At 75.0% G+C, this 26,061-nt stretch carries 21 protein-coding genes and 2 pseudogenes; 17 read left to right on the top strand and 6 right to left on the bottom strand.

Annotation, left to right across the window (positions count from 1 at the left end; all coding sequences use genetic code 11):
* Positions 1-165: 165 nt before the first annotated feature.
* Complete coding sequence (locus tag J1792_RS14020) at positions 166-1,809, bottom strand: acyl-CoA synthetase (protein WP_086567683.1); 1,644 nt, start codon at positions 1,807-1,809, stop codon at positions 166-168.
* Between the two features lie 135 nt (positions 1,810-1,944).
* On the opposite strand from J1792_RS14020, the gene J1792_RS14025 reads away from it, so the two are divergent.
* From J1792_RS14025 to J1792_RS14050, 6 genes and pseudogenes are all read left to right on the top strand, one after another.
* The gene (locus tag J1792_RS14025) at positions 1,945-2,763 is read left to right on the top strand and encodes a crotonase/enoyl-CoA hydratase family protein (protein WP_086567681.1); all 819 of its coding nucleotides are present in this window, start codon (positions 1,945-1,947) and stop codon (positions 2,761-2,763) included.
* Between the two features lie 15 nt (positions 2,764-2,778).
* Positions 2,779-3,722: pseudogene (locus J1792_RS14030) on the top strand (Zn-ribbon domain-containing OB-fold protein).
* Complete coding sequence (locus J1792_RS14035) at positions 3,719-4,675, top strand: thiolase family protein (protein ID WP_086574238.1); 957 nt, start codon at positions 3,719-3,721, stop codon at positions 4,673-4,675. Before J1792_RS14030 ends, J1792_RS14035 begins: the two are co-directional and overlap by 4 nt.
* Positions 4,672-5,838, top strand: a complete 1,167-nt coding sequence (locus J1792_RS14040) for a thiolase family protein (protein WP_086574236.1) — start codon at positions 4,672-4,674, stop codon at positions 5,836-5,838. The genes J1792_RS14035 and J1792_RS14040 overlap by 4 nt, the downstream gene beginning before the upstream one ends.
* A 77-nt stretch (positions 5,839-5,915) precedes the next feature.
* Positions 5,916-6,155, top strand: a complete 240-nt coding sequence (locus tag J1792_RS14045) for a DUF397 domain-containing protein (RefSeq protein ID WP_086574234.1) — start codon at positions 5,916-5,918, stop codon at positions 6,153-6,155.
* Between the two features lie 93 nt (positions 6,156-6,248).
* Complete coding sequence (locus J1792_RS14050; protein WP_086574233.1) at positions 6,249-6,749, top strand: hypothetical protein; 501 nt, start codon at positions 6,249-6,251, stop codon at positions 6,747-6,749.
* A 72-nt stretch (positions 6,750-6,821) separates the two neighbouring features.
* Here J1792_RS14050 and J1792_RS14055 read toward each other — a convergent pair.
* A pseudogene (locus tag J1792_RS14055) lies at positions 6,822-8,836 on the bottom strand (N-acetylmuramoyl-L-alanine amidase).
* Between the two features lie 271 nt (positions 8,837-9,107).
* Positions 9,108-10,214 (bottom strand): aminoglycoside phosphotransferase family protein, encoded by a 1,107-nt coding sequence (locus J1792_RS14060; RefSeq protein ID WP_207247357.1) that lies wholly within the window; start codon positions 10,212-10,214, stop codon positions 9,108-9,110.
* A gap of 235 nt (positions 10,215-10,449) precedes the next feature.
* On the opposite strand from J1792_RS14060, the gene J1792_RS14065 reads away from it, so the two are divergent.
* Positions 10,450-11,949, top strand: a complete 1,500-nt coding sequence (locus J1792_RS14065) for a DNA-binding protein NsdB (RefSeq protein WP_086571124.1) — start codon at positions 10,450-10,452, stop codon at positions 11,947-11,949.
* Between the two features lie 54 nt (positions 11,950-12,003).
* Here J1792_RS14065 and J1792_RS14070 read toward each other — a convergent pair whose 3' ends face one another.
* Positions 12,004-13,491, bottom strand: a complete 1,488-nt coding sequence (locus J1792_RS14070; RefSeq protein ID WP_086571142.1) for a PP2C family protein-serine/threonine phosphatase — start codon at positions 13,489-13,491, stop codon at positions 12,004-12,006.
* Between the two features lie 334 nt (positions 13,492-13,825).
* On the opposite strand from J1792_RS14070, the gene J1792_RS14075 reads away from it, so the two are divergent.
* The 4 genes from J1792_RS14075 (at position 13,826) to J1792_RS14090 (ending at position 16,914) form a co-directional block, all read left to right on the top strand.
* A complete protein-coding gene (locus J1792_RS14075; protein ID WP_086571127.1) occupies positions 13,826-15,253 on the top strand; it encodes a HEAT repeat domain-containing protein in 1,428 nt (475 codons plus the stop codon).
* A gap of 105 nt (positions 15,254-15,358) precedes the next feature.
* Positions 15,359-15,880 (top strand): hypothetical protein, encoded by a 522-nt coding sequence (locus tag J1792_RS14080; RefSeq protein ID WP_242705103.1) that lies wholly within the window; start codon positions 15,359-15,361, stop codon positions 15,878-15,880.
* Between the two features lie 250 nt (positions 15,881-16,130).
* The gene (locus J1792_RS14085; RefSeq protein ID WP_242645905.1) at positions 16,131-16,328 is read left to right on the top strand and encodes a DUF5302 domain-containing protein; all 198 of its coding nucleotides are present in this window, start codon (positions 16,131-16,133) and stop codon (positions 16,326-16,328) included.
* Positions 16,329-16,473: 145 nt separating this feature from the next.
* Positions 16,474-16,914, top strand: coding sequence for a hypothetical protein (locus J1792_RS14090; protein ID WP_207247358.1), 441 nt, complete (start codon positions 16,474-16,476; stop codon positions 16,912-16,914).
* A gap of 39 nt (positions 16,915-16,953) precedes the next feature.
* Here the strand turns inward: J1792_RS14090 and J1792_RS14095 are convergent, their stop codons facing one another.
* Entirely contained in the window at positions 16,954-17,853 is a 900-nt protein-coding gene (locus J1792_RS14095; RefSeq protein ID WP_086571132.1) for a hypothetical protein, read from the bottom strand.
* 94 nt (positions 17,854-17,947) lie between these two features.
* Positions 17,948-18,277 (bottom strand): DUF6233 domain-containing protein, encoded by a 330-nt coding sequence (locus J1792_RS14100; RefSeq protein WP_086571134.1) that lies wholly within the window; start codon positions 18,275-18,277, stop codon positions 17,948-17,950.
* 365 nt (positions 18,278-18,642) lie between these two features.
* On the opposite strand from J1792_RS14100, the gene J1792_RS14105 reads away from it, so the two are divergent.
* The 6 genes from J1792_RS14105 to J1792_RS14130 all read left to right on the top strand — a co-directional run bounded on the left by J1792_RS14105 (position 18,643) and on the right by J1792_RS14130 (position 26,056).
* On the top strand, positions 18,643-19,125 hold the full coding sequence (locus tag J1792_RS14105; protein ID WP_086571136.1) for an NADH-quinone oxidoreductase subunit B family protein: 483 nt from the start codon (positions 18,643-18,645) through the stop codon (positions 19,123-19,125).
* A gap of 67 nt (positions 19,126-19,192) precedes the next feature.
* Positions 19,193-21,241, top strand: coding sequence for a proton-conducting transporter transmembrane domain-containing protein (locus tag J1792_RS14110; RefSeq protein WP_207247359.1), 2,049 nt, complete (start codon positions 19,193-19,195; stop codon positions 21,239-21,241).
* A complete protein-coding gene (locus J1792_RS14115; protein ID WP_242705104.1) occupies positions 21,238-22,200 on the top strand; it encodes a respiratory chain complex I subunit 1 family protein in 963 nt (320 codons plus the stop codon). The genes J1792_RS14110 and J1792_RS14115 overlap by 4 nt, the downstream gene beginning before the upstream one ends.
* 7 nt (positions 22,201-22,207) lie before the next feature.
* Entirely contained in the window at positions 22,208-22,912 is a 705-nt protein-coding gene (locus J1792_RS14120) for a hypothetical protein (RefSeq protein ID WP_207247360.1), read from the top strand.
* Between the two features lie 217 nt (positions 22,913-23,129).
* The gene (locus J1792_RS14125) at positions 23,130-24,530 is read left to right on the top strand and encodes a proton-conducting transporter transmembrane domain-containing protein (RefSeq protein ID WP_207247361.1); all 1,401 of its coding nucleotides are present in this window, start codon (positions 23,130-23,132) and stop codon (positions 24,528-24,530) included.
* A 2-nt stretch (positions 24,531-24,532) separates the two neighbouring features.
* A complete protein-coding gene (locus tag J1792_RS14130) occupies positions 24,533-26,056 on the top strand; it encodes a hydrogenase large subunit (protein WP_245872327.1) in 1,524 nt (507 codons plus the stop codon).
* Positions 26,057-26,061: the final 5 nt, after the last annotated feature.

Here is a 26,061-nt window from a genome sequence, read left to right on the forward strand (position 1 = left end):
GCCTCCCCCGGCCCCTCAAGTATGGCGGCCCGTCGAAGCCGCCAGTAGGCCGACGGAGGCGGCGCGCGACGGCCGGCGGGCCTCCGGGCCGGGTGTGACGGGCGGGCGCCGCGGGGGCTTCCGCTGAAGATCGTGGATTCATGGCGTGGAACAGCAGGGCAGGCCCTACGGCGGAGAGGTCCCGTCCGCCACCGCCCGTGCCCACCGGTAGTCCGCTTTGCCGCTCGGTGAGCGTTCGATGTGCTGTGTCAGTACGACGCTGCGCGGCACTTTGTAGCCCGCCAGCCGCTCCCGGCAGTGTGCCTGCAGGGCGGGGAGGGTCGGCGGTTCCGCTCCCTCGCGGGGTTGGACGACGGCTGCCACGCGGTGGCCCCAGCGGGGGTCGGGGACGCCGGTGACCACGGCGTCGTACACCGCCGGGTGGGCCTTGAGGGTCTGCTCGACCTCCTCGGGGAAGACCTTCTCGCCGCCGGTGTTGATGCACTGCGAGCCGCGGCCGAGGACGGTGACCACGCCGTCGGCGTCGACCGTGGCCAGGTCGCCGAGCAGTACCCAGCGTTCGCCGTGCGCGGTGAAGAAGGTGGCGGCGGTCCGTTCGGGGTCGTTGTGGTAGCCGAGGGGCACATGGCCGTGCTGGGCGACGCGGCCCAACTCGCCGGGGGCGGTGGGCCGGTGGGTGACGGGGTCGACCACGGCCGTACGGGCGTTGACCCGCATCCGCAGTCCGGGGCCGGGGCCCTTCTCCTCGAGGGCCGTGCCGTTGAAGCCGGACTCGGAGGAGCCGAAGTTGTTGATCAGCCGTACTCCCGGCAGCAGGGCGGCGAACTGGGCACGCACCGTCTCCGACAGCACGGCCCCCGAGCTGCTGACGCTGCGCAGCGACGAGCAGTCGGTGCCCCGTAGCGGCCCGGCCAGCAGGTCGACCAGGGGTCGCAGCATGGCGTCGCCGACCAGTGACAGGCCGGTGACCCGCTCGCGGGCGAGGGTGCGCAGCGTCTCCTCGGGGGCGAACTTGGTGTGCAGGACGACCTTCTGGCCCTGGTGGAGGGCGATGAGGGCGGTGAGGGTGGCCGTGCCGTGCATCAGGGGCGCGGCGGGGAAGAGGACGAGGCCTTCGCGGCCCGCCGCCGCGCGCTCCGCGAGCTCGCCGGGCCGGGTGACCGGTTCGCCGGTGGGTGCGCCGCCGCCGAGGCCGGAGAAGAAGAGGTCCTCCTGCCGCCACACCACGCCCTTGGGCATGCCGGTGGTGCCGCCGGTGTAGATGACGAAGCGGTCGTCGCCGGAGCGGGGGGCGAAGTCGCGTACGGACGAGCCCGCGTTCTCGGCCTCGGTGAAGGGGACCGGGGCGAACGGGACCGGGGTGGCGCGCGGGGCCGTCGCGCCGTCGGGTGCGGGGCCCACGCGCACCAGGTGGCGCAGGCGCCGCGTCGAGGGCAGGGCGGCCGCCACGCGTTCGGTGAAGGCGCCGTCGAAGACGAGGGCCGCCAGGTCGGCGTCGCGGTAGAGGTAGGCCAGCTCGTCGGCGACGTAGCGGTAGTTGACGTTGACCGGCACCGCCCGGATCTTCAGGCAGGCCAGGAGGGTCTGGAGGTATTCCACGCCGTTGAGGAGGTGGAGTCCGACGTGTTCGCCGGGCCGGATCCCGCTGTCCAGCAGGTGGTGGGCGAGCCGGCAGGCGGCGGTGTCGAGCCCGGCGTACGTCAGGCGGCGTTCGGTGCCGTCGCCCGGGTGGTCGAGGTGGACGAGCGCCTCCCGGCCGGGTACCGCGTCGGCGATCGACTCGAAGAGATCGGCGAGGTTGTAGTCCACGGCCGTCATTAGAGCGCCGCGGCGGGGGAGGGGGAAGGGCCCGGACCAATGAATCTGACGATCTGTCAGAAAACTCTTGAACCCGCTCCCCGCCTCCTGCACGCTGGTGGCGGTCTTCACGACGGGAGGGCTTCCATGGGCGGAATCCCGGACGGCACCGAACACCTCACGCTCGAGCGCGTCGGCGCGACGCTCGTCCTCACCCTGAACCGGCCCGAGGCGCGCAACGCGCTCTCCCTGCCGATGCTGGCCGCGCTCCACGACGGCTGGCTGCTGGCCGACGCCGACGACGGCATCCGCTCGGTGGTGCTCACCGGCGCCGGCGGAGCCTTCTGCTCCGGAATGGACCTCAAGGCCCTCGCGGGCCGGCCGGCCACCGGCCCGGACGACCCCGTCCGCGAGCGCTTCCGGGCCGACCCCGACCTGCACTGGAAGGCCATGCTCCGCCACCACCGGCCGCGCAAGCCCGTCATCGCCGCCGTCGAGGGCCCGTGCGTGGCGGGCGGCACCGAGATCCTCCAGGGCACCGACATCCGCATCGCCGGCAGCGGCGCCACCTTCGGCCTCTACGAGGTGCGCCGCGGCCTGTTCCCCCTCGGCGGCTCCACGGTCCGCCTGCCCCGCCAGATCCCCCGCACCCACGCCCTGGAGATGCTGCTCACCGGGCGCCCCTACACCGCCGCCGAGGCCCACCGCATCGGGCTCGTCGGGCACGTCGTCCCGGACGGCACGGCGCTCGAGCGGGCCCTGGAGACCGCCGAACTCGTCAACGCCAACGCCCCGCTGGCCGTCGAGGCCGTCAAGGCCTGCGTCCTCGACACCGAAGGACTGCCCGAGACGGAGGCCCTCGCCCTCGAACTCGAGCGCGGCCACGCCGTCCTCGGCACCGCCGACGCCAAGGAGGGCGCCCTCGCCTTCGCCGAGAAGCGCCCGCCCGTCTACCGGCGCGCCTGAGGGAGGAGACAGACGGTGCCGGAGAACCTCACCGCCCCGCTCGTCGTCGAGTTCCCCTTCACCCGCTCCCTCGGCCCCGTGCAGAGCGCCTTCCTCACCGGGCTGCGCGAGCGCGTCGTCCTGGGCGTACGCGCCCGGGACGGGCGGGTGCTCGTGCCGCCCGCCGAGTACGACCCCGTCACCGCCGACGAGATCCGCGACCTCGTCGAGGTCGCCGCCACCGGAACGGTCACCACCTGGGCCTGGAACCCCGCCCCCGCCCGCACCAGCCCCTGCCCCGCCCCTTCGCCTGGGTGCTGGTCCGGCTCGACGGCGCCGACACCGCCCTGCTGCACGCGCTCGACGCGCCCCACGCCGGCGCCGTGCGCACCGGCATGCGGGTGCGCGTCCGCTGGGCCGACCGCCGCGAGGGGGCGATCACCGACATCGCCTGCTTCGAGCCGTACGACGGCCCGGTCACCCACGAGGCCGTCCCGCACGACGGCTCCTTCCCCGACCCCGTCACGTCCCTGGCCGCGCCCGCCCGCCTCGAGTACACCTACACCGCCGGCCGCGCCCAGACCCGCTACCTCGACGGGCTCGCCCGCCGAGAGGTCCTCGGCGAGCGCTGCCCCTCCTGCCGCAAGGTGTACGTACCGCCCCGCGGCGCCTGCCCCACCTGCGGCGTCGCCACCACCGAGCCCGCCGCCCCAGGGCCCCGCGGCACTGTCACCACCTTCTGCGTCGTCAACATCAAGGCCAAGGGGCTCGACATCGACGTGCCCTACGTCTACGCCCACATCGCCCTCGACGGCGCCGACCTCGCCCTCCATGCGCGCATCGGCGGCATCCCCTACGACCAGGTGCGCATGGGCATGCGGGTCGAGCCCGTCTGGACCGGCGACGGCCGCCACCCCGACCACTACCGCCCCACCGGCGAGCCGGACGCCGACTACGACACCTACCGGAGGCTGCTGTGACGCCGCCCCGCGACGTCGCCGTCGTCGCCTACGCGCGCACCGACCACCAGGGCCCCGCCGAGGGACTGTCCGAGGCCGAGACGCTGCTGCCCGTCCTGCACGAGGTCCTCGACCGGGCCGGGCTGGCCCCCGGGGAGGCGGACTTCACCTGCTCCGGCTCGAGCGACTACCTCGCCGGACGCCCCTTCTCCTTCACCCTCACCCTCGACGCCGTCGGCGCCTGGCCGCCCATCGCGGAGTCCCACGTCGAGATGGACGGGGCCTGGGCGCTCTACGAGGCCTGGGTGAAGATCCTCACCGGCCGTGCCGATACCGCCCTCGTCTACGCCCACGGAAAACCCTCCGCCGGCGACCCGAGGGACGTCCTCACCCGCACGCTCGACCCGTACTACCTCGCCCCCCTGTGGCCCGAGCCGGCCTCCCTGGCCGCCCTCCAGGCCCGGGCGCTCGCCGACGCCGGCCACACCGCCGGCCCCGACCCCGCGGCGGACCCCCTCGCCGGCCCGCCGGCCGTCGCCGACGGCGCCGCGGCCGTCGTCCTCGCCGCCGGCGACGCCGCCCGCCGCATGTGCGGCCGGCCCGCCTGGATCCGCGGCGCCGACCACCGCGTCGAACCGCACGCCCTCGGCCTGCGCGACCTCACCGACTCGCCCTCCACCCGCCTGGCCGCCGAACGCGCCGGAGCCTTCCGCGCACCCGTCGACACCGCCGAACTCCACGTCCCCTTCGCCGCCCAGGACGTCGTCCTGCGCCGCGCGCTGCGCCTGGACGACACCGTCACGGTCAACCCCTCCGGCGCCGCCGCCGGCCCCCTCATGGTCGCCGGCCTCATCCGCCTCGGCGAGGCGGCCGCCCGCATCCACCGCGGCGCCTCCGACCGGGCCCTGGCCCACGCCACGTCCGGTCCCTGCCTGCAGCACAACCTCGTCGCCGTGCTGGAGGGGGACGCATGAGCCGGGAACCCGTCGCCGTCACCGGCATCGGCCAGACCCACCACGCCGCCGCCCGCCGCGACGTCTCCCTCGCCGGACTCGTCCGCGAGGCCGCCCTGCGGGCGCTCGAGGACGCCGAGCTGACCTGGGCGGACGTCGAGGCCGTCGTCATCGGCAAGGCCCCCGACTTCTTCGAGGGCGTCATGACGCCCGAGCTCTACCTCGCCGATGCCCTCGGCACCGCCGGCAAGCCCCTGACGCGGGTGCACACCGCCGGCTCGGTCGGCGGCTCCACGGCCCTCGTCGCCGCCGACCTCGTCGCGGCCCGCGTCCACCGGACCGTCCTGGCCGTGGCCTTCGAGAAACAGTCCGAGTCCAACGCCATGTGGGGCCTGTCCCTGCCCGTCCCCTTCCAGCAGCCCCTGCTGGCCGGCGCCGGCGGCTTCTTCGCCCCGCACGTACGGGCCTACATCCGCCGCACCGGCGCACCCGGCACCACCGGCACCCTCGTCGCGTACAAGGACCGCCGCAACGCCCTGAAGAACCCCTACGCCCACCTGCACGAGCACGACATCACCCTGGAGACGGTGCGCTCGTCGCCCATGCTGTGGGACCCCGTCCGTTACTCCGAGACGTGCCCCTCCTCCGACGGCGCCTGCGCCATGGTCCTCACCGACCGCGCGGGCGCCGCCCGCGCCCCCGCCCCGCCCGCCTGGCTGCACGGCGGCGCCATGCGCAGCGAGCCGACGCTCTTCGCCGGCAAGGACTTCGTCTCGCCCCGGGCCGGCCGCGACTGCGCCGCCGACGTCTACCGCCAGGCGGGCGTCACCGACCCGCGCCGCGAGATCGACGTGGCGGAGCTGTACGTGCCCTTCAGCTGGTACGAGCCGATGTGGCTGGAGAACCTCGGCTTCGCCGCCGAGGGGGAGGGCTGGAAGCTCACCGAGGCCGGCGCCACCGAGCTCGACGGCGCGCTGCCCGTCAACCCCTCCGGCGGCGTGCTGTCCACCAACCCCATCGGCGCCTCCGGCATGCTGCGCTTCGCCGAGGCGGCGCTGCAGGTGCGGGGCCGGGCCGGCGAGCACCAGGTCCCGGACGCCCGCCGGGCGCTCGGCCACGCCTACGGCGGCGGCGCGCAGTTCTTCTCGATGTGGCTCGTGGCCGCCTCGCCGCCCGTCACCTGAGGCGCGTACGGGGCCTGTCCGGCGCCGCCGTCCCTCGCTAGTGTGGGCGGCGACGACGAGCCGGGAGGAGTGCGGACGTGGCGGACAGCACGACTGAACAACTGGCGGGCGACGTGAAGCCGGATCTCGACCTCGCCGGTGCCACCTGGCAGCCGAGCGGCGGCAGCCGGCGCGGCAACGTCCAGATCGCCTTCGTCGAGGGCTACATCGCCCTGCGGGACCGGCGCGACCCGGACGTCCCGGCCGTGATCTTCTCGCCGGCCGAGTGGCGGGCGTTCATGCTCAGCGCCCGGGACGGGGAATTCGACCTCACCTAGCCCCCCGGCCGGGCCGGGACGCCCGCCCGGGACCACGGCACGCCCCGGCTTCCCCGGCGGCACGGCGCGTGGGCGGGCACGTACGATGTGGGCATGTCCTTCCTCCGCCGCCGCAGCGCCGCCAACCCCGCCGGGCCGGACTTCGACGTCCTCGCCATGGATCCCGGGGACTGGCCCGGTGACCTCGGGGCCGGGCTGCTGCCCGCGCCCGACGGAAGTTGCCAGGGGGTCTTCCTCCGCTACGACCTGTTCGGCGGCCGCGGCCCCGCGATGATCATCGGCAACCTGCCCGAGGGCTCCCCGGCACGGGAGCTGGGCGAGGGCCAGGTGCCCTTCGAGGTCGCGCAGCTGCTCCTGGCGCTCGGCAACGACGAGCCGGTCGAGGTGCTGGAGAGCGAGGACGTGCCGGTCATGCACGAGGACAACCTCCTCATCGTGCGTCGGCTGAAGTGCTCGGAGAGCCGGATCTCCTGCACCCAGTTCGACCGCAGCGACGGCGTGCTCGTCACCATCGCCAGCTGGGACCGTCCGATCACCGACGACCTCTACCAGCTGCTCAAGCCGCTGCCCGCGGAGATGTTCCAGGCCGGCTAGGCCCGCTTTCCGCCCGGACCGCAAGGAGCCCGGCACGCCGACGGCGTGCCGGGCTCCTTCATGCTCGGCGACCTACCAGCCCGAGCGCCGGATCCGGACGTCGGAGGCCTTCACGAAGGCCACCCGGTGCCCGAACTGGATCTCGTAGTAGACGTCCTTGCCCCGGATGATCTTGTGCCCGGCGGGCTCGTACGTGGTCGCCCACAGATACTCGCTCGGGGACGTCGCCCCCAGGACGTACGCCTGCCCGGCGGCCAGCCTGTACGGCAGCGGGGTCACCGCCTGGACCGGGACGCCCTCCGGATAGGCCTCCTTCTCCGGGAAGGCGCGGCCGTACACCGGGATCTCCTTCAGGCCCTCCCTCGGCGTGATCACCCGGCCGTGCGCGCCGAGCGCCGTCGGATCCCACCAGGGGTCGCGGAACCACGCCTTCTGGCCGAGGTACCAGACCGCCGTCCACCCGGCGATGCGGTCGGCCACCGCGAACTGCTGTCCGGTGGAGGCGCGGGCACCCGTGTCGTTGACCCCCGGCGTCGAGGGGCTGCCGTCCGGGTGCAGGCCGATGTCCTGGACCAGCGGGGCGTCGTCGCGGGGGGCGGTGTACAGCCGCACCGCCCCGGAGCCGTGCGGGGTGCACGGCTCGCCGGGCTTGGCGCAGCCGGTGTAGACCGGCTTGCGGTCGGCGTAGACGGGGGCGATGGTGACCATCCCGCTGAACGGGCTCCCCGTAGCGGTGAAGGGCGCGCCCATCAGCTCGAAGTAGTGCGCCCAGTCCCAGTACGGGCCGGGGTCGGTGTGCATCCCCGGGATCGTCCCCGTGGTGGTGCCCGGGACGTTGTCGTGGCCGATGATGTGCTGCCGGTCGAGCGGGATGTTCAGTTTCCGCGCCAGGTGCCGCACCAGCCGGGCGGACGCGCGGTACATCGCCTCGGTGTACCAGGCGTCGGGCTGGGCCAGGAAGCCCTCGTGCTCGATGCCGACCGACTTGGCGTTCACGTACCAGTTGCCCGCGTGCCAGGCCACGTCCTTGGTCGGCACGTGCTGGGCGATGTGGCCGTCCGCGGAGCGGATGGTGTAGTTCCAGGAGACGTACGCCGGATCCTTGATCAGCTTGAGGGTCGTCTCCCAGGTTCCCTCGGTGTCATGGACGACGATGAAGTCGACCTTCTGGGAGGCGGGCCGGTCGGCGATGTCGTGGTTGCCGTAGTCCTTGCCCTCGAGCTTCTCGTACGGCGCCGGGACCGACTCGCAGGCCACCGTGGGCGGGCACTCGACGCCCGTGGTCGCGAGGGTGGGCAGCCCCAGCCGTCCCGCCTGGCCCGTGCGGGGGGCGAGGCCCGGGGCGGCGGGCAGGGTGACCTGCTGGCCGCCGTCGGTCCTGCGCCGCTCACCGCGCCGCAGCACGTCGTAGACGTCGCCCGCGAAGACGGCCGCCGTCGCGGTGTCGGTGGCGCCCGAGTAGGCGGCGACGGCTCCGTACCAGTCGGCGGGGTCCTTGCTCAGGGGCAGCCCCAGCCGCTTCTGCTCGGCGGCCAGCAGGGCGGCGCCGCCCCGCACGTTGGCGGCGGCGTCGCGGCGCAGCGAGGCGGCGGGCAGGCCCGTGAGCTCGGCGGCGCGGGCCAGGTGCGCAGCCGGGGCGGCAGAGCGGAGGGTGCGGGGGCGGCCGGGCGGGCGGCGGCGCGGGGGCGGGCGAGGTCGCCGCGGGCGTCCTCGCCGGGCTCGCTGTGGTGCCCGGCGGCGGCCAGGGCCGTGGCAGCGTCGGTCAGGTGCATCGGGCCGTAGCCGCCCGTGACGCTCGGGGTGCCGGCGTGGGCGTCCCAGCGGGACTCCAGATAGGAGACGGCGAGCAGTACGTTCTCCGGTACGTGGTACGCGGCCGCGGCGGCGGCGAACTCCCGCTGCAGGGCGCCGGATGCGGCCTGCTCGGCCGTGGCGGCCGGCCCGGCCGTGATCAGCGGCAGCAGCAGGGCGGCCGCGGCGGCCGGGACCGCGGCGCGCGACAGGCGGCGTCTTCTGCGGGCGTCTCTCCCCTCGTGTGCTTCTTCCGGCGGTGCGTTCCGTGATGGCGCTGGGGCGGATCCTCGCAATGCGGCCTCCTCGGGACGGGCAGTGCCGTGCGTCGTGGTGGTGCGCGGTCAAGCTGGTGACCGAACCTACCAAGAGGCCCCGGCCAAGCAGACGATCCGTCAATAAGACCGGTGGTGGCGGTTATCGGACCGGGCGGTGCCGCTACGCACGTCGACGCCCGCGCCGGGGAATTCCCGGCGCGGGCGTCGAGGCGCACCCGCGGATCACTCCTCCGGATGGGCGAGGAGCGACACGCCGTAAGTCGGCGGCACGGCGTGTCGGTGGTACGGCTCAGCGGGTGCCGACGGCGGCCCGGACCGCGCGACGAGCCATCGCGCAGTCGTCGTGCAGGCGGCGCAGCAGCAGTCGCTGCTCCTCTCCGGACTCCCCGGCCGCACCGGGTGCGGCGGGTTCGTGCATGGCGCGCTGCACGGCCGTCTCGTATGTCCTGATCTCCTGGGTGAGGACCAGCATCAGATTGACCAGGAAGGCGTCCCGGGACGTGGGCCCCGCGGCCTGGGCGTGCTGGCTGATCTGACGGCGGGCCACCGGGGCGTCCCCGAGGACCGCCCACAGCGTCGCCAGGTCGTACCCCGGGAGGTACCAGCCGGCGTGGTCCCAGTCGACCAGCACCGGCCCGGCGGGCGAGAGCAGGATGTTCGACAGCAGCGCGTCGCCGTGGCAGAACTGCCCCTGCACATGGGCCAGCCCGTGCAACAGCTTCTGCAGATCGCCCAGATCGCGGTCGGTGAGCAGGCCGAGCTCGTGATAGCGGGCGATGCGCTTGCCGTAGTCCAGCGGCATGTCGAACATCCCGGCGGGCGGTCGCCAGAGGTTGACCCGGCAGATCGCGCCGAGCGCCGCCCGGACGTCCGCGCGGGGGAGCGTGTCGACCGGATGCCGCTGGAGGGCGGCGGGACGGCCGGGCATGCGCTCGAGGACGAGCGTGCAGTTGTCGGGGTCGGCGGCGATCAGCCGGGGCACCCGCACCGGGGGGCGATGCCGGACAAACGCCCGATATGTGGCTATTTCATGACGGAACCGTTCGGCCCAGGCCGGTGAGTGGTCCAGTAAACACTTGGCCACCGCGGTGCTGCGCCCTGTCGTGCCGACCAGGAGGACGGAGCGTCCTCCCCGCCGGAGCACCTGGACGGGGTTGAACTCCGGGCAGATCCGGTGGACCGACGAGATCACCGTGCGCAGCTGGGCGCCCTGGGGGCCGGACAAGTCGATTCTCCCGCTCAGCGGTTGGGCACCGGCTCCCGGAGCCCTCCGTGCCCGTCCGCCCCCGAACGCGGCCCCCACGGCATGGGAGGGGTCCAGGTACGGCCCGCCGCCGCTCTGCTGGCTACGGAGCGGCCGGTGCGGAGCGGACACGGAGGTCGATGCTGCATACATGGGCTGAACAGATCCCTTCGTGTCGGCTGATGACCGCGCTCCCCCGACCGCCGGAACCTCCCGCACCCTGGGGAATGCGATCGGGCTCCGGATGGTCGGGGTTGCGCGTTCCTACATCACACCCGGCCGCGGGTGGCACACCATCTGGCGCACCCTGGCGAACCCTGGCGAATACTCGCTTGGCCCATGACGGCCCGAGTACCTTCAAGTCAGCCGAGGAACCTGGGGGCTTGACGTGACGAGGGAACCCAACACCCGCCTTGCGGACCTGTTCGGCCTGGCCGGCTGGTCCAAGGGGGAGCTCGCGAGACTTGTGAACCGGCAGGCGGCGGTCATGGGCCATCCGCAGCTGGCGACCGACACCTCGCGGGTGAGGCGCTGGATCGACATGGGGGAGTCCCCGCGCGATCCCGTGCCCCGGGTGCTGGCCGCCCTCTTCACCGAGCGACTCGGCCGTGTCGTGACCATCGAGGACCTCGGGTTCGGTCGGCGCGGGCGGGCAGGCAAGGGGCAGTCCCCGGACGGGCTGCCGTGGCCGCCCGAGCGGACCGCCGCGGTCCTCACCGAATTCACGGGAATGGACCTCATGCTCAACCGACGCGGCTTGGTGGGCGCGGGCGCCGCGCTCGCCGCAGGCTCAGCAATCAGCGGCGCGATGCACGACTGGCTGCACTCCGATCCGGTCCTCGCCTCCGACGCCCCTCACTTCGACGACCCGCTGCGCGCCAGGGCGACGCACGCCGACCCCGCCGGCTACGACCGCTACGAGGCGGCCCCCGTCGGCTCCCTGGAGATCGACGCCCTGGAGCACTCGGTCGAGGTCTTCCGCCTCTGGGACGCCTCCCGGGGCGGCGGCCTGCAGCGCAAGGCGGTCGTGGGCCAGCTCAACGAGGTGGGCGGGATGCTCTCCTACCACCACCCCGAGCATCTCCAGCGCAGGCTGTGGGGGGTCGCCGCCAACCTGGCGGTGCTCGCGGGCTGGATGTCCCACGACGTGGGACTGGAGCCCACCGCGCAGAAGTACTTCGTCATCGCCGCGCATGCGGCCCGCGAGGGCGGTGACCGGCCCCGGGCGGGGGAGGCGCTCTCCCGCGCCGCCCGCCAGATGGTCCACCTCGGCCGCCCCGACGACGCCCTGGACCTGATGAAGCTCGCCAAGTCCGGCGGCGGCGACGACACCCTGCCGCGCACCCGGGCCATGCTCTGCACCATCGAGGCCTGGGCGCAGGCGTCCATGGGCCGGGGCCAGGCCATGCGGCGCACGCTGGGCGAGGCGGAGGAGCTGTTCGTCTCGGACCGGAGCGACGTGCCCCCGCCGAGCTGGATGCAAATGTTCGACGAGGCGGACCTGCACGGCATGCAGGCGCTGGCCTACCGCACGCTCGCGGACCACGACCCGGCCGCGGCACCCATCGCCCAGCGGCACGCCAAGCGGGCGATGGAGCTGCGGGGGGACCAGCACAAGCGGTCCATGCTCTTCGACTACATCTCCATGGCGTCCGCGTGCTTCATCGGCAACGACCCCGAGCAGGCGGACACCTTCGCCCGCATGGCGCTCAACTCGATCGGCGAGATGTCCTCGCACCGCACCTGGGACCGGCTGCGCGAGATGTACCGGCTCACGGGGAAGTACGCGGACTACGCCAAGATCGAGCATCTGCGGGAGGACATCCAGCGGGCGCTGCCCAAGGGGCCTCCCAAGCCCGGCGCCAGGTCCGGCGTCAAGGCCGTGTGAGCGGCCGCCGGTCCCGGCGGGAAGAGGCGGGAGGCCCTCACGAGGCGGGAAGCCCTAGGAGCCGATGCGCGCGATCAGCACGCACGCGTCGTCCTCGCGCTCCGTGCCGCCGAACTCCTCCAGCACGGCCCGTAGGCACTCCTGGGCGCTGCCCGCCGCTGCGAAGCGCGGCGCGAGCCCGAGCAGGCGGGCGTCGGACGGCAGGGCCGCCAGCCCCTCGGTGTGCAGGACGAGCACGTCACCGGGGAGCAGGGTCTGTGCGTCCTGCTCGTAGGCGGCGTCGGAGACCGCTCCGAGGAGCACGCCCCGGGGCGGCCGGAGGGCCTGCCCCGTGCCGTCGCGGAAGAGCAGCGGGGCGGGGTGGCCGGCCTGGGCCCACAGCAGGGTGTGGGTGCCGGGGTCGTAGCGGCAGCACACCGCGCTGCCGAGCGCCGGCTGGGCCGAGGCGTCGAGCAGGTGGTTGAGCCAGCCCATCAGGGGCCCGGGCTCGGAGCCGGAGACGGCCATGCCGCGGACGGCGCCGAGCAGCATGGCCATGGTGGAGGTCGCGGTCACGCCGTGGCCGGTGAGGCCCCCGACGGTCAGCAGCGTCTGCCCGCCGGGCAGCTCCATGGCGTCGAACCAGTCGCCGCCGATCAGGGTGCTCGTCGCCGAGGGGAGGTAGTGGCCGGCGAGGTCGAGGGCGGCGCCGTCGTGCGGGGCGCCGGACGTGCCCGCAGTGTGCTGCGGGAAGCGCAGCGAGCCGCGCCACGGCGGCAGCACGGCCTCCTGCAGCTCGACCGCGAGCCGGTGCTCGGTCCGCGCGATGTGCTGCTGGAGGCCGGCGGACTCATGGGTCTCCCGCACCTCCCGACGGCACCGCCGCAGCTCGCTGACGTCCCGCAGCACGGCCCACATGGAGGCCGTGCAGCCGTCGGCGTCGAGCACGGGCTCGCCCATCATGTGCACGGTGCGCAGCTCTCCGTCGCCGCGCACGATGCGGAACTCGCCGTCGACGGGCTTTCCGTCCACCAGACAGTCGGTGACCATCGCGGTCAGTACGGGGGTGTCCTCCTCCGGCAGCCAGGAGGGGAGCTCGTCGAGGGTGAGCGCGCCGTCCTCGGGACGGCGGCCGAAGAGCTCGAAGAGCTCCTCGGACCAGGAGACCTCGTCGGTGAGGAAGTTCCACTCGGCGCTGCCGACCCGGGCGGCGCCGGGAGCCTCGGCGCGGGCGGCGGGCTCCGCCGCGCCGGGCCGCTCGGCGGTCAGGGTGGCGGTCGGGGCGGCGCCCCGCGCCAGGGCCGCGGCGTCGTCGGCGGGCAGTCCCGCGCGGAGCTGGCCCAGGTGCTCGCCGAGGGTGTCGGCGTGCTGGGCGGCCAGCTCGACCAGGGCGCGCTGCCAGCGCAGCCGGGGGTCGCCGGAGCGCTCGGCGTCCGCCGCCGTCTCGCGGCGGACCGCGTCGAGGCCGCCTCTGAGCCGCCGCGTCTGCGTGATGAGGGCGTCGACCGCACCGGGCTCGGCTGCCTCTGCGGCGGGTCGGTCCGCTGACTGCGGTGACGGCATCACGTACTCCGATACAAGCGGGGCGCGGCCCGGCTCGCGGTCCACGGACCCGGCCGGGCTGGGTGAGTGCTGTGACGACTCTTGCACAGTCGGCGACGGGCCGTCAGCGCTTTGGCAATACCCGATACGGTGGTGCTGGCGGCATATGCCCATGGCTTCTGTGCGACATATCCGACACCGCTCCGCGGAATGCGTTGTTCCAGGTAGGCTGCGGGCGCTCGGGCCCACCCGGGTTCCCACAGTTCACCAGGCATAGCGCCGGTGGACACCGGCAAGAATGGCGGACGACGGAAATCCCGTTGCCAGCCGACTCCCCGCACCGGATGCTGACCCCATGTTCGATCCAGACATAGCGCCCAGCGGCACCCTGCTCGGCCTCCTGCAGCGAGGCCGCGGCGACGGGACCCTGCATGCCCTCGCGGCGCCGCGCACCGAGGCGCTCGCGGCGCTGAACCACTGCGTGCTCCGCGACCCCCGGCGCGACTGGCAGCTCGAGAACCGCTCGCTCTACTACGCGCGCCTGTACGTGGACCTCGACGGCGGGCTCGGGGAGATCGAACAGCACCTCTTCCACCCGGACGACCTGCTCGAGACCGGCGAGGAGCGCACCGGCCTGGCCCTCGCCGTCCTCGGCCACCTCGCCTCCTACGGGCGCGAGGACGCCCTCGCGCTGCTGCGCCGCTACGCCGCCCGCGGCGGCAACTGGTCCTGGGCCCTGGACGAGCTCGCCCTGCGCGACGACGACGCCGGTCTCCTCGCCCTCGGCGAGGCGGTCCTCGCGCGGTTCCCGCACACCCCCGAGGGCGAGTCCGCGCTCGCCGCCGCGGTGCGCGACGCCTTCGAGCCCCGGCCCTGGAGGCTGTGGGAGGACGACCCGCACGCCCCCGCCCTCGGCGCCCGCGTGCGCGCCGCACGGGAGCAGGGCTCCTTCGACCGCTGGCAGCGCCAGCTGCGCCCCTCCGGGCCCCGGCCCGGCTGGAGCGTGCGCGAGGTCCTCGACTGGGCCCAGCAGGGCCTCGACCAGCACCCCACCCAGCACCGCCATGTCCCCGCCACCCGCTGCCTGACCGCCGTGGCCGGCCCCGAGGACCGCGGGGAGATCATCGAGGCCGCCGCCTTCGGCCAGGAGGCGGCGCGCGCCACCGCGCTGCGCTACCTCGCCGAGCACCACGACCCGCAGGCCCTCGACCTGATCGAGACGGCCGCCGGCGACCCCGCCGAGCTCGTCGCGGACGCCGCCGTCACCGCCTTCGAGCGCATGCGCAGCACGGCCGCCCTCGAGCGCGCCCGTGCCTGGCTGACGCGTACCGACGCCCTGGGCGCCGCGGCCGCCGCCATGCTGGCCTGCCGCGGCGGGGAGTACGACTCCCCGCTCGTGCTGGCCGCCCTGCGCGAGGCCGTGCGGGTCTCGGGCTGCGACGCGCCCGTCCTGTGGGACCTCGTCGACGGCGCCGGGCGGATGGCGATCACCTGCGCCGCCCCGGTACTGCGCCACGTCTACCGCGAGACGTCCTCCTCCCACCTGCGCGGCCGTGCCGCCCGGGCCCTCGCCGCGACGGACCCCTCGTTCGCCACGGGATTCGCCGTCGAGTGCCTGTGGGACTGCGAGGAGTCCACCCGGGAGCTCGCCGCCCACCACGCGACGACCGCCGACGCGCGCGTCGTGGAGCAGCTGCGCCGGCTGGCCGCCGACCCGGCCGAGGAGGCCGAGGTGCAGACGGCCGTCCGCAGCCGCTTCGAACCGGACGCGCCGGCGGTGTGAGCCACGACGGATGATCTTTAGGATGTCGGGGCCCCGCCCCGACGTCCTAGGAGTGCCGTGCCCGGCCGCCGCCCGTCCGCACCTGTCATATCCACCCTCTCCGCCGTGTCCGCCCCGGCGTCCCGCAGGGCGCTGCTCGCGGCCGCCGTGGCGCTGGCCCTGCGGCCCGCGGCCGCCGTCGCGGCCCCGGCCGCCCCGCCCGGCGCGGTCCGCGTCACCGAGGGGCAGGTCGCCGAGGCTGCTCCGGGCCTCCCGATCCTCTACCCCAGCGTGACCAGCTGCCTGACGATCACCCTCCGCCTGTGCGGCGGTGCCAAGGTCGGCGCGCACGCCAGCCTCTTCCAGGTGCCCGGCGAGCTGCGGTCGGACCGGATCCTGGCCGCCGCCCGGCGCGTGGCAGGCTCCCGCCGGATCACCGCCGTCGAGGTCAGGGGAGCCGTCGGCGCCTGGCACCCGGGCTACTTCACCAAGGCCATCGAGGCCTACGGGGAGGGCGAGGCCGTGCCGTACCCCACGCACCCCGACCCCGACGGGCTGGCGCGTGCCGTGGCCTCCGGCCTGGGGCTGCCCGCGCGGGTGAAGGTGACCGTTCAGGATCTCCCCGACGGCGACCAGACGGTCCGCTGACCACGCCACGGCGGACACCGCCTACGAGGCAGGGGAGTTGACCGGCCCGCTCACCCGACTCCCGCCGCCGGGCTGCCGACTTGGGGCCGGTGCGCACCGTAGCGGCGGCGGCGGCGGTCTTCTCCGGGCTGACGGTGTGACAGTGACGCTGGGCGCGGGCGCGGTCGCCCTGTCGGCCCGTTCCGCGCGGCCGGTCGTGCCCGGACTGTGCGAAGCTGTCCCGAACACCCCTATGACCAGGAGGTTTTTCATGGCAGAGGACACGGCGGGGCAGTCGTCCGACAGCGGCGAGGACGACGTGAAGCGTAAGTTCCGTGAAGCCCTGGACCGCAAGCGCGGCAAATCGGGAGACTCCGCCGCTAACGGACAGAACCGCGACGGATCCAAGGTCCATGGCACCCACGGCAAAGCGGGCGGACAGCGGTCGTTCCGCCGCAAGAGCGGCTGAACGCCGGTCCGACACGTACCCGGTGCATTCCCGGCACCGGGTACGCGCCCTGCCGACCGCCTCCGAGGGTGTGCCGATAATGGAGGCGCTTCGCGGCCCGCGGAGCACCCCGGACAACCACAGCACCAGACAACAGGGGGCGCGGATGAAGCGCGAGCAGCACCACACCGGACGACACCGAGGACGCCTGGCCCGTAGGGTCTCGGCCGTCATCTCCCTGGCCCTGGGCGCCGCCCTGCTGGCCACGCCGGCATCGGCCGTGAGCGCGCCCCCGTCGGCCCGGACCGTGACCCAGGCCGCGGCGGCCGACGCCGCGGGAGCGCGCACGGTGGGCACCGCGGACGCGGCCGCCGGCGGCTCGGAGTCGACGGTCCTGGCCTCGTCGAAGCACCGGAGCACCGACCACCGGACGCTGGCCAAGGGCAAGGACAAGGACAAGAAGAAGTCCAAGAAGAAGAAGGGCTTCCTGAAGAAGCTGGGCGTCGCCGCGCTCGTCGCGATGATCCTGGGCACCCTGCTGGTGGTCGCCCTGATCGTCCTGGCGATCTTCCTGGTCCGGCGGGCCTTCAAGCGTCGTCGGTCCTGATCCCCTGCGGCTCCGCCGTCGCGGCCGTCCCCGCCCGCCTCAGCTCGTCTTCGCCACCCAGGTCAGGGCGAGCCATGGCGTGGCGGCGGCCGCGACCGCCAGGGCCCAGCCCGTACCGGTCTCGGGGAACCCGATGAGCAGGGGGACGACGAGCCCGGCCCCGCACGCGAGCATCAGCGCGGCGGGCAGATGGACCCAGGGCTCGAATCGACGCGCGTAGCGCACGCCCGCTTCCCGGCGGTGCATCGCGATGGCGGTGACGAGCCCGGCCGCGAGGCCGGTGATCCAGATGGCCGGGAGCGCGAGGATGCGGCCGGCGAAGGAGCCGATGTCGTTGTCCGGAGCCTGACGCACCCCCAGGTCGGGGCGGTCCGGTGCGTAGAGCAGCTGGACGGTGCGGCCTTCCTCGGGGCGGCCGCTGGTGTGCACCCCCGCGAGGGTGACCCGCTGGTCGCCGGAGGCGAAGGGGATGGTGAAGGTGATCTCCGAGGCGAATTCGCCGGTGCCGTCGATCTCCCTGCCGGTGGCCCGCGGAGTGCCGACGATCCGCTCGACCAGTACCTCGTGCGTGGTGGCGCCGGCCCGTTCGGCTCTGGCGAGCCACTTGCCGTCCGCGCCGTCCGGCCCCACGCCCTGGCAGAGCGCGGCGGCGCTGGTGAGCGCCACGCCGAATCCCAGCACCCAGCACAGCGCGCGCGAGGGCCTCGGCTCGGGCCACGGCTCGTGCCTCCTGCGCCAGGCCTTCCTGCGCAGCGCCGCCCGGCGGCGGGCCCGCACCAGCAGGGAGACGAGGAGCCAGCACAGCGCGCACCCCGCGGTCGCGCCGAGCAGCTCCAGTTGGTGGCGCTTGGGCGGCAGTTCCCGGAACGGGATCACACCGAGCACCATGGTCGCGTAGCCCACGAGCAGCGTGGCCCACCCCGCCAGTCGCGTCCCCATCCGCATGCCGTACGTCCCCCACCACACCTAATTGATCTTGAGGTGGACAGGGTAATAGGGCGCCGCGCCCTTCCGTCCGGTGGGCCGGGAGAGGTCAGCCCGCCTGGCTGAGGAAGCGCCCCGGCTTGCACGCCTCGCAGAGCTGGACCTCGCGGGTGTCGAACAACTCGCGGGCCTCCGCGGTCGTCAGGGTCTGCTCGTCGCCCTTGGGCACCCAGCAGCCCAGGTGGTGCAGTTCGGGAAGCGGTCCGCCCGGGCGCGGATAGACCGTCACCGCCCAGATGGCGTCCTCGAAATCCTGCCGCCACTCGCCCCGCAGGCGTTGGAGTACGACTTCGCGTACCCAATCGCGGGAGGAATGGCCGACTTCACGCGCGGCGGATTCGATGCGGGCGAGTTCTACCTCGGTGAAGAGCTGCTCCATGACGCCGGACAGTAGCAGCGGGGGACCGTGCGTGACCGGGGTTCGGGACGATCGCGCACCGGGCTGACCTGCGACTTGACCGTGTACGGGTCAACCGCGGGAGGAACGCCCGGCTGACGCCGTTCATATGAAGAGCAGCTCCGGGCCCCCCTTTCGGGACTGGCATAGGACGACGGGATATACCGACAGGTCCTCGCCCCATGCCCCGAGCACGGCGCCCGTGGCCAATTCGTTATCACCCGACCTCGTGAACACGGCGGATTTTCCCGGCCGCTCCGCCGCGCACCACCACACCGGCCGTAACCCCGCAGGGGGGTACGGCCGTTTAACCACGCGTCCCGGAACCGACAGCGGAGGGAGCCCCGATGAGCCTGCTGCGCAAGATCCGCGACACCGGGCGGGTGGCGGAGGACGCCCCGCCCCGGCCGACCGGGACTCCGCCGCGCGCCGCGCGGGACCTGGGCGGCTCGGCGCAGGTGCGGTGCGTGGACGCCGGATCGTGCAACGGCTGCGAGATCGAGATCGCGGCCGCCTTCGGACCCGTGCACGACGCCGAGCGGTACGGAGCACGGCTTGTGGCCTCGCCCCGGCACGCCGACGTGGCCCTGGTGACCGGGCCGGTGACCCGCAACATGGCCGAACCGCTGCGACGCACCGTCGCCGCCATGCCCAGGCCCCGCCTCGTCGTGGCCGTCGGCGATTGTGCCATCGACTGCGGGGAGTTCGCAGGCGGATACGGCATCGAGGGCACGGTCGCCGACGTGGTCCCCACCGACCTTCAGGTGCCCGGCTGCCCGCCGGAACCCGAGGCGATCGTGGCCGCGCTGCGGACGGTGACCGGCAGATGAGCGGCGAGGCGGGCGGCCGTCCCCCCGATACCCCCGGGCGGCCGGCGGGCCACGCGGTGAGCGCACGGTGAACGCCATCGGGGCGGCCACGGCCGCCGCTGCCGCCCTCGCCGCCGCCGGAGGAATCCTGGGGGCCGCTCTCCCCGGCCGCGCCCGCGTCCTCGCCTCCGGCGTCTGCACCGCCGCCCTCGGGGCCGCGGGCCTCGCGGCGGGCGCCGCGGCACTGCGCGGCGGACGCTGGAGCGCCACCGCGCCCGCCCTCCTCCCGCTCTCCGGGGCGCACCTGGCCGTCGACGCCCTGTCCGGGCTGTTCATGGCCGTGGCGGGCGGCGTCGTCCTCGCGGTCGCCGTCTACGGCGTCGGATACGCCGCGGGGCACGGTCCGTACGGCACCGGCTCGCGCACGGCCCAGGCCACCCTGCCGGTGTTCGCCCTCACGCTGCTGCTCGTCCCGGCCGCCGCGTCCGTCTCCACCTTCCTGCTGCTGTGGGAACTGATGGCCCTCACCTCGCTGGTGCTCGTCCTCGCCCGCCACCGCGGCGGCGGCCCGGGCGAGCGTGCCGCCGTCCGTGAAGCCGGGCTCTGGTACGGGGTGATGACCCACTTCGCCTTCGTCCTGCTGCTCGCCGGCACCGGACTGTTCGCCGCCGGCGCGGGCGGCGAGACCTTCGCCGCCCTGCGCGCGGGCGCCCACGCCCTGTCGCCCGGCACCCGCGGCCTGGTGTTCGTCCTGACCGCCCTCGCCTTCGCCACCAAGGCGGGCGCCGTCCCGCTGCACCCCTGGCTGCCCCGGGCGCACCCCGAAGCCCCCAGCGCCGTCTCGGCGTTGATGAGCGCGGCGATGGTGAACCTCGGCGTCTACGGCGTCGTACGACTGGGCTTCGACCTGCTGGGCGGCGGACCGCGCTGGTGGTGGCTGCTGGTGCTGGGCCTGGGCGCCCTGTCCGCGGTCCACGGCATCCTGCAGGCCGCCATGGCCTCGGACCTCAAGCGGCTGCTCGCCTACTCCACCTCCGAGAACCTGGGACTGGCCCTCATCGGCGTGGGCGCGGCCGGGCTGCTGTCCGACGCCGGCAGGCGGGCGCCGGCCGCGCTCGCCCTGGCGGCGGCCCTGCTGCATCTGGTCAACCACGCCGCGTTCAAGGCCCTGTTGTTCTGCGCGGCGGGCTCGGTGCTGCGCGCCACCGGGCTGCGCGACCTGGACCGGATGGGCGGGCTGCGCGCCCGGATGCCGGCCACCTGCGCGTTCTTCGCGCTCGCCGCGCTCGGCGCCGTCGCGCTGCCCCCGGGCAACGGCTTCCTCGGCGAATGGCTCCTCCTGCAGTCCCTCGTCCACGGCCTCGCCGTCCCCGGGGTGGTCACCGCCCTCGTGCTGCCGCTCGCGGTCGCCGCGATCGCGCTGTCCGCCGGGCTCGCCGCCGCCGTCTTCGTCAAGGCGCTCGGCGTGGCCTTCTTCGCCCGGCCGCGCAGCGCGCCCGCCGGGGCCGCCGTGGAGAGCCCGCCGAGCATGCTGGCCGGCATGGGCCTGCTCGCGGCCGCCTGCACCGCCCTCGCGCTCGTGCCCGGCCTGCTGGGCGACGGGCTGTCACGGGCGGTCGCCGCGGCGGGCGCGGGGGACGGGCCGCCGCTGGCCGGAGGGGCGCTCGCCGTCCGGCTGGACCGGCTCGCCGCCACCATGTCCCCGCTGTGGGTGGCCTGCGCGCTGACGGCCGCCGTGGCCGTCGTGGCCGTGGCGGCCCGGCTGCTCGCACGCCGCCGGCGCCGGGACAACGCCCGGCTGTGGGACTGCGGCGGAGGCGCCCCGACGGCCCGCATGTCCTACACCGCCACCTCGTTCGCCGAACCCCTGCAGCGGGTGTTCGACGACGTGCTGGCCCCACAGCAGGACGTCGACGTCACCCCCGTCCGCGCCTCCGCCTATCTCGTGGAGCGGGTGCGCTTTCGGCGCAGCGTCCCCGACCGCGTCGAACACCGCCTGTACCGGCCGCTGCTGAGCGCCGTCTCCCAGGCCGGCCGGGCCGCCCGCCGCCTGGCCACCGGCAGCCTCCACCTCTACCTCGGCTACGGCTTCTCCGGCCTCGTCGCCCTCCTGCTCGCCCTGGCGGCCGCGCGGTGAGCGGGCACGGCGCGGCGGGAGCGGCGGCGGTGGCCGCCCAGGTCGCGGCGGTCTGCGCCGGGGCGCCGCTGCTGACCGGGATGATGCGGCAGGTACGGGCACGGCTCGAGGGCCGGGCCGGGGCCGGCGTCGGCCAGCCGTGGCGCGACCTGCGCAAGCTGATGCGCAAGGAGGCCGTCACCCCCCAGGGCACCGGCCCGGCGTTCCGGATGGCACCGCTGCTGCTCGTCGCCACGACCGCCGTGGTCGCCGCCCTCGTGCCGCTGGCCTCCACCGCCACCCCGGCCGGCGGCAGCTCCGACCTGATCCTGGTCGTGGCGCTGCTGGCGCTGGGCACGGTGGCCCTCGCCCTGGCCGGGCTCGACACCGGCACCGCCTTCGGCGGCATGGGGGCCTCCCGCGAGATGACGGTGGCCGCCCTTGTGGAGCCGACGATCCTCCTCGCCGTCTTCGCCCTGTCGATGCCCTCCGGCTCCACCAACCTGGCCGCCATCGTCTCCGGCGGCCTCCGCGACCCCGACCGCCTCGCCTCCCCGGCCGGGCTGCTGGCCACCGCCGCCCTGGCCGTGGCCGTGCTCGCCGAGACCGGGCGGCTGCCGGTGGACAACCCCACCACCCACCTGGAACTGACCATGGTCCACGAGGCGATGGTGCTGGAGTACGCCGGTCCCGACCTGGCGCTCGTCGAACTCGGCGCCCAGATGCGGCTCGCGGTGCTGCTCGGCCTGCTGGCCTCGCTCGCCGCCCCCTGGGGCATCGCCACCACCGCCCGTCCGGCGGCCGTCGCGCTCGCCCTGCTGCTGCTCGCGGTCAAGGTCGCCGTGCTCGGCGCCGTCCTCGCGGCCGCCGAGGTGTTCTGGGCCAAGCTGAGGCTGTTCCGGGTTCCCGAACTGCTCGCCGGCTCCTTCCTGCTGGCCCTGCTCGCCGTGACCGCCTCCTACTTCCTGACGGGGGAGTGAGGCCTTCGTGGGCGACACCCTCTACACCCAGCTGCTCGACCTGGCCTGCGGGGCCTTCCTGCTGGCCGCCGTGGTGGTGCTGTGGCTGCGCCAGCTCGCCTCCATCGTGCGGGTCTTCGCCCTGCAGGGCGTGGCGCTGGCCGCCGTCGCCGCCCTGCTCGGCGCCCACGAGGGCCGCTGGGAGCTGCTCGCCGTCGCCGTCGGCATCGGCCTGCTCCGGGCGGGGCTCCTGCCCCACCTGGTGCGGCGCGCCCTGTCCGCGCCCGCCGCGCCGGCCCACCCCGGCCACCACTACGAGGAGGACGTCAGCGAGGCGCGCGAGACCCGGCCGCTGGTCAACGTCGCGGCCTCCCTGCTGAGCGCGGCCCTGCTGACCCTGCTGTCCTACGCCGTGGCCCGGCCGCTGGTCGAGCTGCACCCCACCCCCGCCACCAGGGCCCTGCCGGTGGGCCTCGCCGTCGTCCTGACCGGGTTCTTCACCCTGGTCACCCGGCGCCGCGCGCTGGCGCAGGTGGTCGGCTTCCTGTTGATGGACAACGGCATCACCGCCGTCGCCTTCCTGGCCGCCTCCGGAGTACCGCTCATCGTCGAACTCGGCGTCTCCTTCGACGTCCTGCTCGCCGTGCTGGTGCTGCGGATCCTCACCACCCGGATGCGGGCCGCCTTCGGCGGAACGGGCATCGACGACCTGCGGGAGCTGCGCGAATGGTGACGCTGTCGCTGCTGACCGGGCCGGTCGCGGTGCCGCTGGCCCTCGCGGGCGCCCGTGCGCTGGGCGGCCTCGCCGTGCGGGTCCGGCCGCGCCGGCGCGCAGGCGAGCCGGCCGCGCCCCGCCCGGTCCCGGCGCTGACGGGCGCGGGCCCCGCCCCCGGGCCGCGTCCGCCCGTGGCGCCCCGGACGCCGGTCTCCCGGACGCCGCGCTCCCGGCCGTGCGCGGCGGCGGGGCGGGGCGCCGGGGCGGAGAGGAGGCGGCGCTCCTCCTCTCCGCCCTCACCGTGCTCGGCTGCGCCGCCGGCCTGGCCGTCGCCGTCACCCGGCACGGCCCCGTCACCGCGTACGGGCGGCTGCTGCGCGCGGACGCGCTGAGCGTGTGGATGCTGCTGGCCGTCGGCGCGGTCGCCACCCTCGCGCTGGCGGCAGGTCCGCGGGGCCCGGACCACGACGCGGCCGCCGCCCGCCGCTACGACGTCCTCGTGCACGCCCTCCTCGCGACGCTGAGCCTCGCGGTGCTGGCCGCCAACCTGGGGGTGGTGTGGATCGCCATCGAGGCCACCACGATCCTCACCGCCTTCCTGGTCGGCCACCGCCGCACCCGGGCCTGCGTCGAGGCCGCCTGGAAGTACATGGTCATCTGCTCAGCCGGCATCGCCCTGGCCCTGCTGGGCACCGTGCTCCTGTACTACGCCGCCCGGCAGGCGGGAATCCCCGAGGCCCTCGCCCTGGACTGGCCCACCCTGGCCGGGCGGGCCGGCCGGCTGGACCCGGCCGTCACCCGGCTCGGCACGGGCCTGGTCGTCCTCGGCTTCGGAGCCAAGGCCGGACTCGCGCCCCTGCACGCCTGGCTGCCCGACACCTACGGGCAGGCGCCCGCCCCGGTGTCCGCGCTGATGTCCGGGGTGCTGTCCTCGGTGGCCTTCGCCGGACTGCTGCGCTACAAGGTCATCGCGGACACCGCCCTCGGCCCCGCCTGGAGCCGCGCCCTGCTGACCGGCACCGCCCTGCTCACCCTCGCGCTCGCGGCGGCGCTGCTGATCGGCCAGCGCGACTACCGCCGGATGCTGGCCTATTCGAGCATGGAGCACATGAGCCTGATCGCTCTCGGCGCCGCCGTCGGCACCCCGCTCGCCGCCTCCGCCATGCTGCTGCACATGCTGGGCCACGGCCTCGCCAAGGCCGTCGCGTTCTGCGCCGCCGGGCACCTGGAGCGGCTGCGGGCGACGACCCGGACCGGGCGGGTACGGGGGCTGCTGGCCGAGGCGCCGGTGCTGGGCGCGGCCCTCGCCCTGGCCGTGCTCGCGCTGCTGGGGCTGCCGCCGTTCGGGCTCTTCGCGGCCGAACTGGGCCTGGTCCGCGCGGGCTTCGCGGCGGGCATGGGCTGGGCCGTGGGCGGCGCGCTGGTGCTGCTGCTGACCGCGTTCGCCGCGCTGGGCACGCTCACCGCACGGATGCTGCTGGGCGCCCCGCCCGCCCCGCGCCCGCCGGCGCGGCTCGGCGTACGGGCCGCCCTGCCCCTGCTCGCCGGGCTGCTGCTGTGCGCGGCGCTGGGCGTGAGCACCGGGCCGCTGACGGGCCTGCTGGCCTCGGCCGCCGAGATCGCCGGAGGACGCTAGCCGTGGAACATCACCCCGCCCTGAGGACGGTCACCGACATCGACGTCGCCGAACTCCCCGGCAGGGCCGTCGGCCTGCTGCGCGCGGGCCACCGGCTCGCGCTGGTCGCCGCCCACCACGACGCGGACGGCGCCCCCCTCGGCCGCGCCCTGCGGGTGGTCCACCTCTTCGTCTCCGGCCCGCCCGACACCCGTACGGAGCTGCACGTACGCCTCGACGCGGACGGCCCCGAGCTGCCGACGCTGGCGCATCTGTCCTTCCCCGGCGGCCGGTTCGAGCGCGAGATGCGCGACCTGTACGGCGTCGTCCCCGTCGGTCATCCGCTGCCGCACCGCCTGGTGCGGCACTTCCACTGGCCGCGCGGCTGGTACCCGATGAGCCGGAACGCGGGCGACGTGCCGCCCTTCGCCGAGCCCGAGGGCCCGTACCCCTTCCTGGAGGTCGAGGGCGACGGCGTGTACGAGATCCCCGTCGGCCCGGTGCACGCCGGGCTCATCGAGCCGGGGCACTTCCGCTTCTCCGTCGTCGGCGAGACCATCATCAAGCTCAAGGCCCGGCTGTGGTTCACGCACAAGGGCGTCGAGAAGCTCTTCGAGGGCCGCACGGCGGAGCGCGGCCTGCCGCTGGCCGAGCGGATCAGCGGGGACACCGCCGTCGGTCACGCCCTCGCCTACTGCCTGGCCGTCGAGGAGGCCACCGGCGTCCAGGTGCCCGAGGAGGCCCGCCGTGCCCGGGCGCTGCTCCTGGAGCTGGAGCGGCTGCACAACCACGTGGCCGACCTCGGCGCGCTGTGCACGGACGTCGGCCACGGCATCCTGGGCGCGCACGCCCAGCGGATCCGTGAGGGGCTGCTGCGGCTGAACCGGGAGGTCACCGGGCACCGGCTGCTGCGGGGCGGCGTCGTGCCGGGCGGAGCGCAGCTGCGCGCCGTGCCCGGCCGGGCACGGATGCGGGCCCTCGGCGACGACATCCGCTCCGTGGTGGGGCTCGCCCTCGGCCACACCACCGTCCGCGACCGCTTCACCGGCACGGCCGGGCTGCCGGCCGCCGCCGCGCGGGACCTGGGCTGCCTGGGGTACGTGGCGCGGGCCAGCGGCCTGGCCCTGGACGCCCGGCTGGCGCACCCGCTGTACGACTACGGGCCCGCCCTCGAGGTGCCGGTGCACACCGGCGGCGACGTGCTGGCCCGGTTCCTGGTGCGGGCGGAGGAGGCGGACACCTCGCTCGCCCTCGTCGAGCACCTCGCGGAGGGCCTGGACGCGGGGGCGTGGGCGGGCCGGCCGCAGGCCCCCGGCTCCCGGCGGGGCGCGGTCCGCGCGGGCGTGGGCATCGTGGAGGGCTGGCGCGGCACGATCACCACGCGCGTCGAGATCGCCGGGGGCGGGGAGCTGGCCCGGGTGAAGGTGGCCGATCCGTCGTTCTTCAACTGGCCGGCGCTGCCGGTGGCGCTGGCGGACACGATCGTCCCGGACTTCCCGCTGGCCAACAAGAGCTTCAATCTCTCCTACGCCGGCAACGACCTCTGAGCCGC

The organism is Streptomyces triculaminicus (genome assembly GCF_017349075.1).
Lineage (GTDB): Bacteria > Actinomycetota > Actinomycetes > Streptomycetales > Streptomycetaceae > Streptomyces > Streptomyces triculaminicus.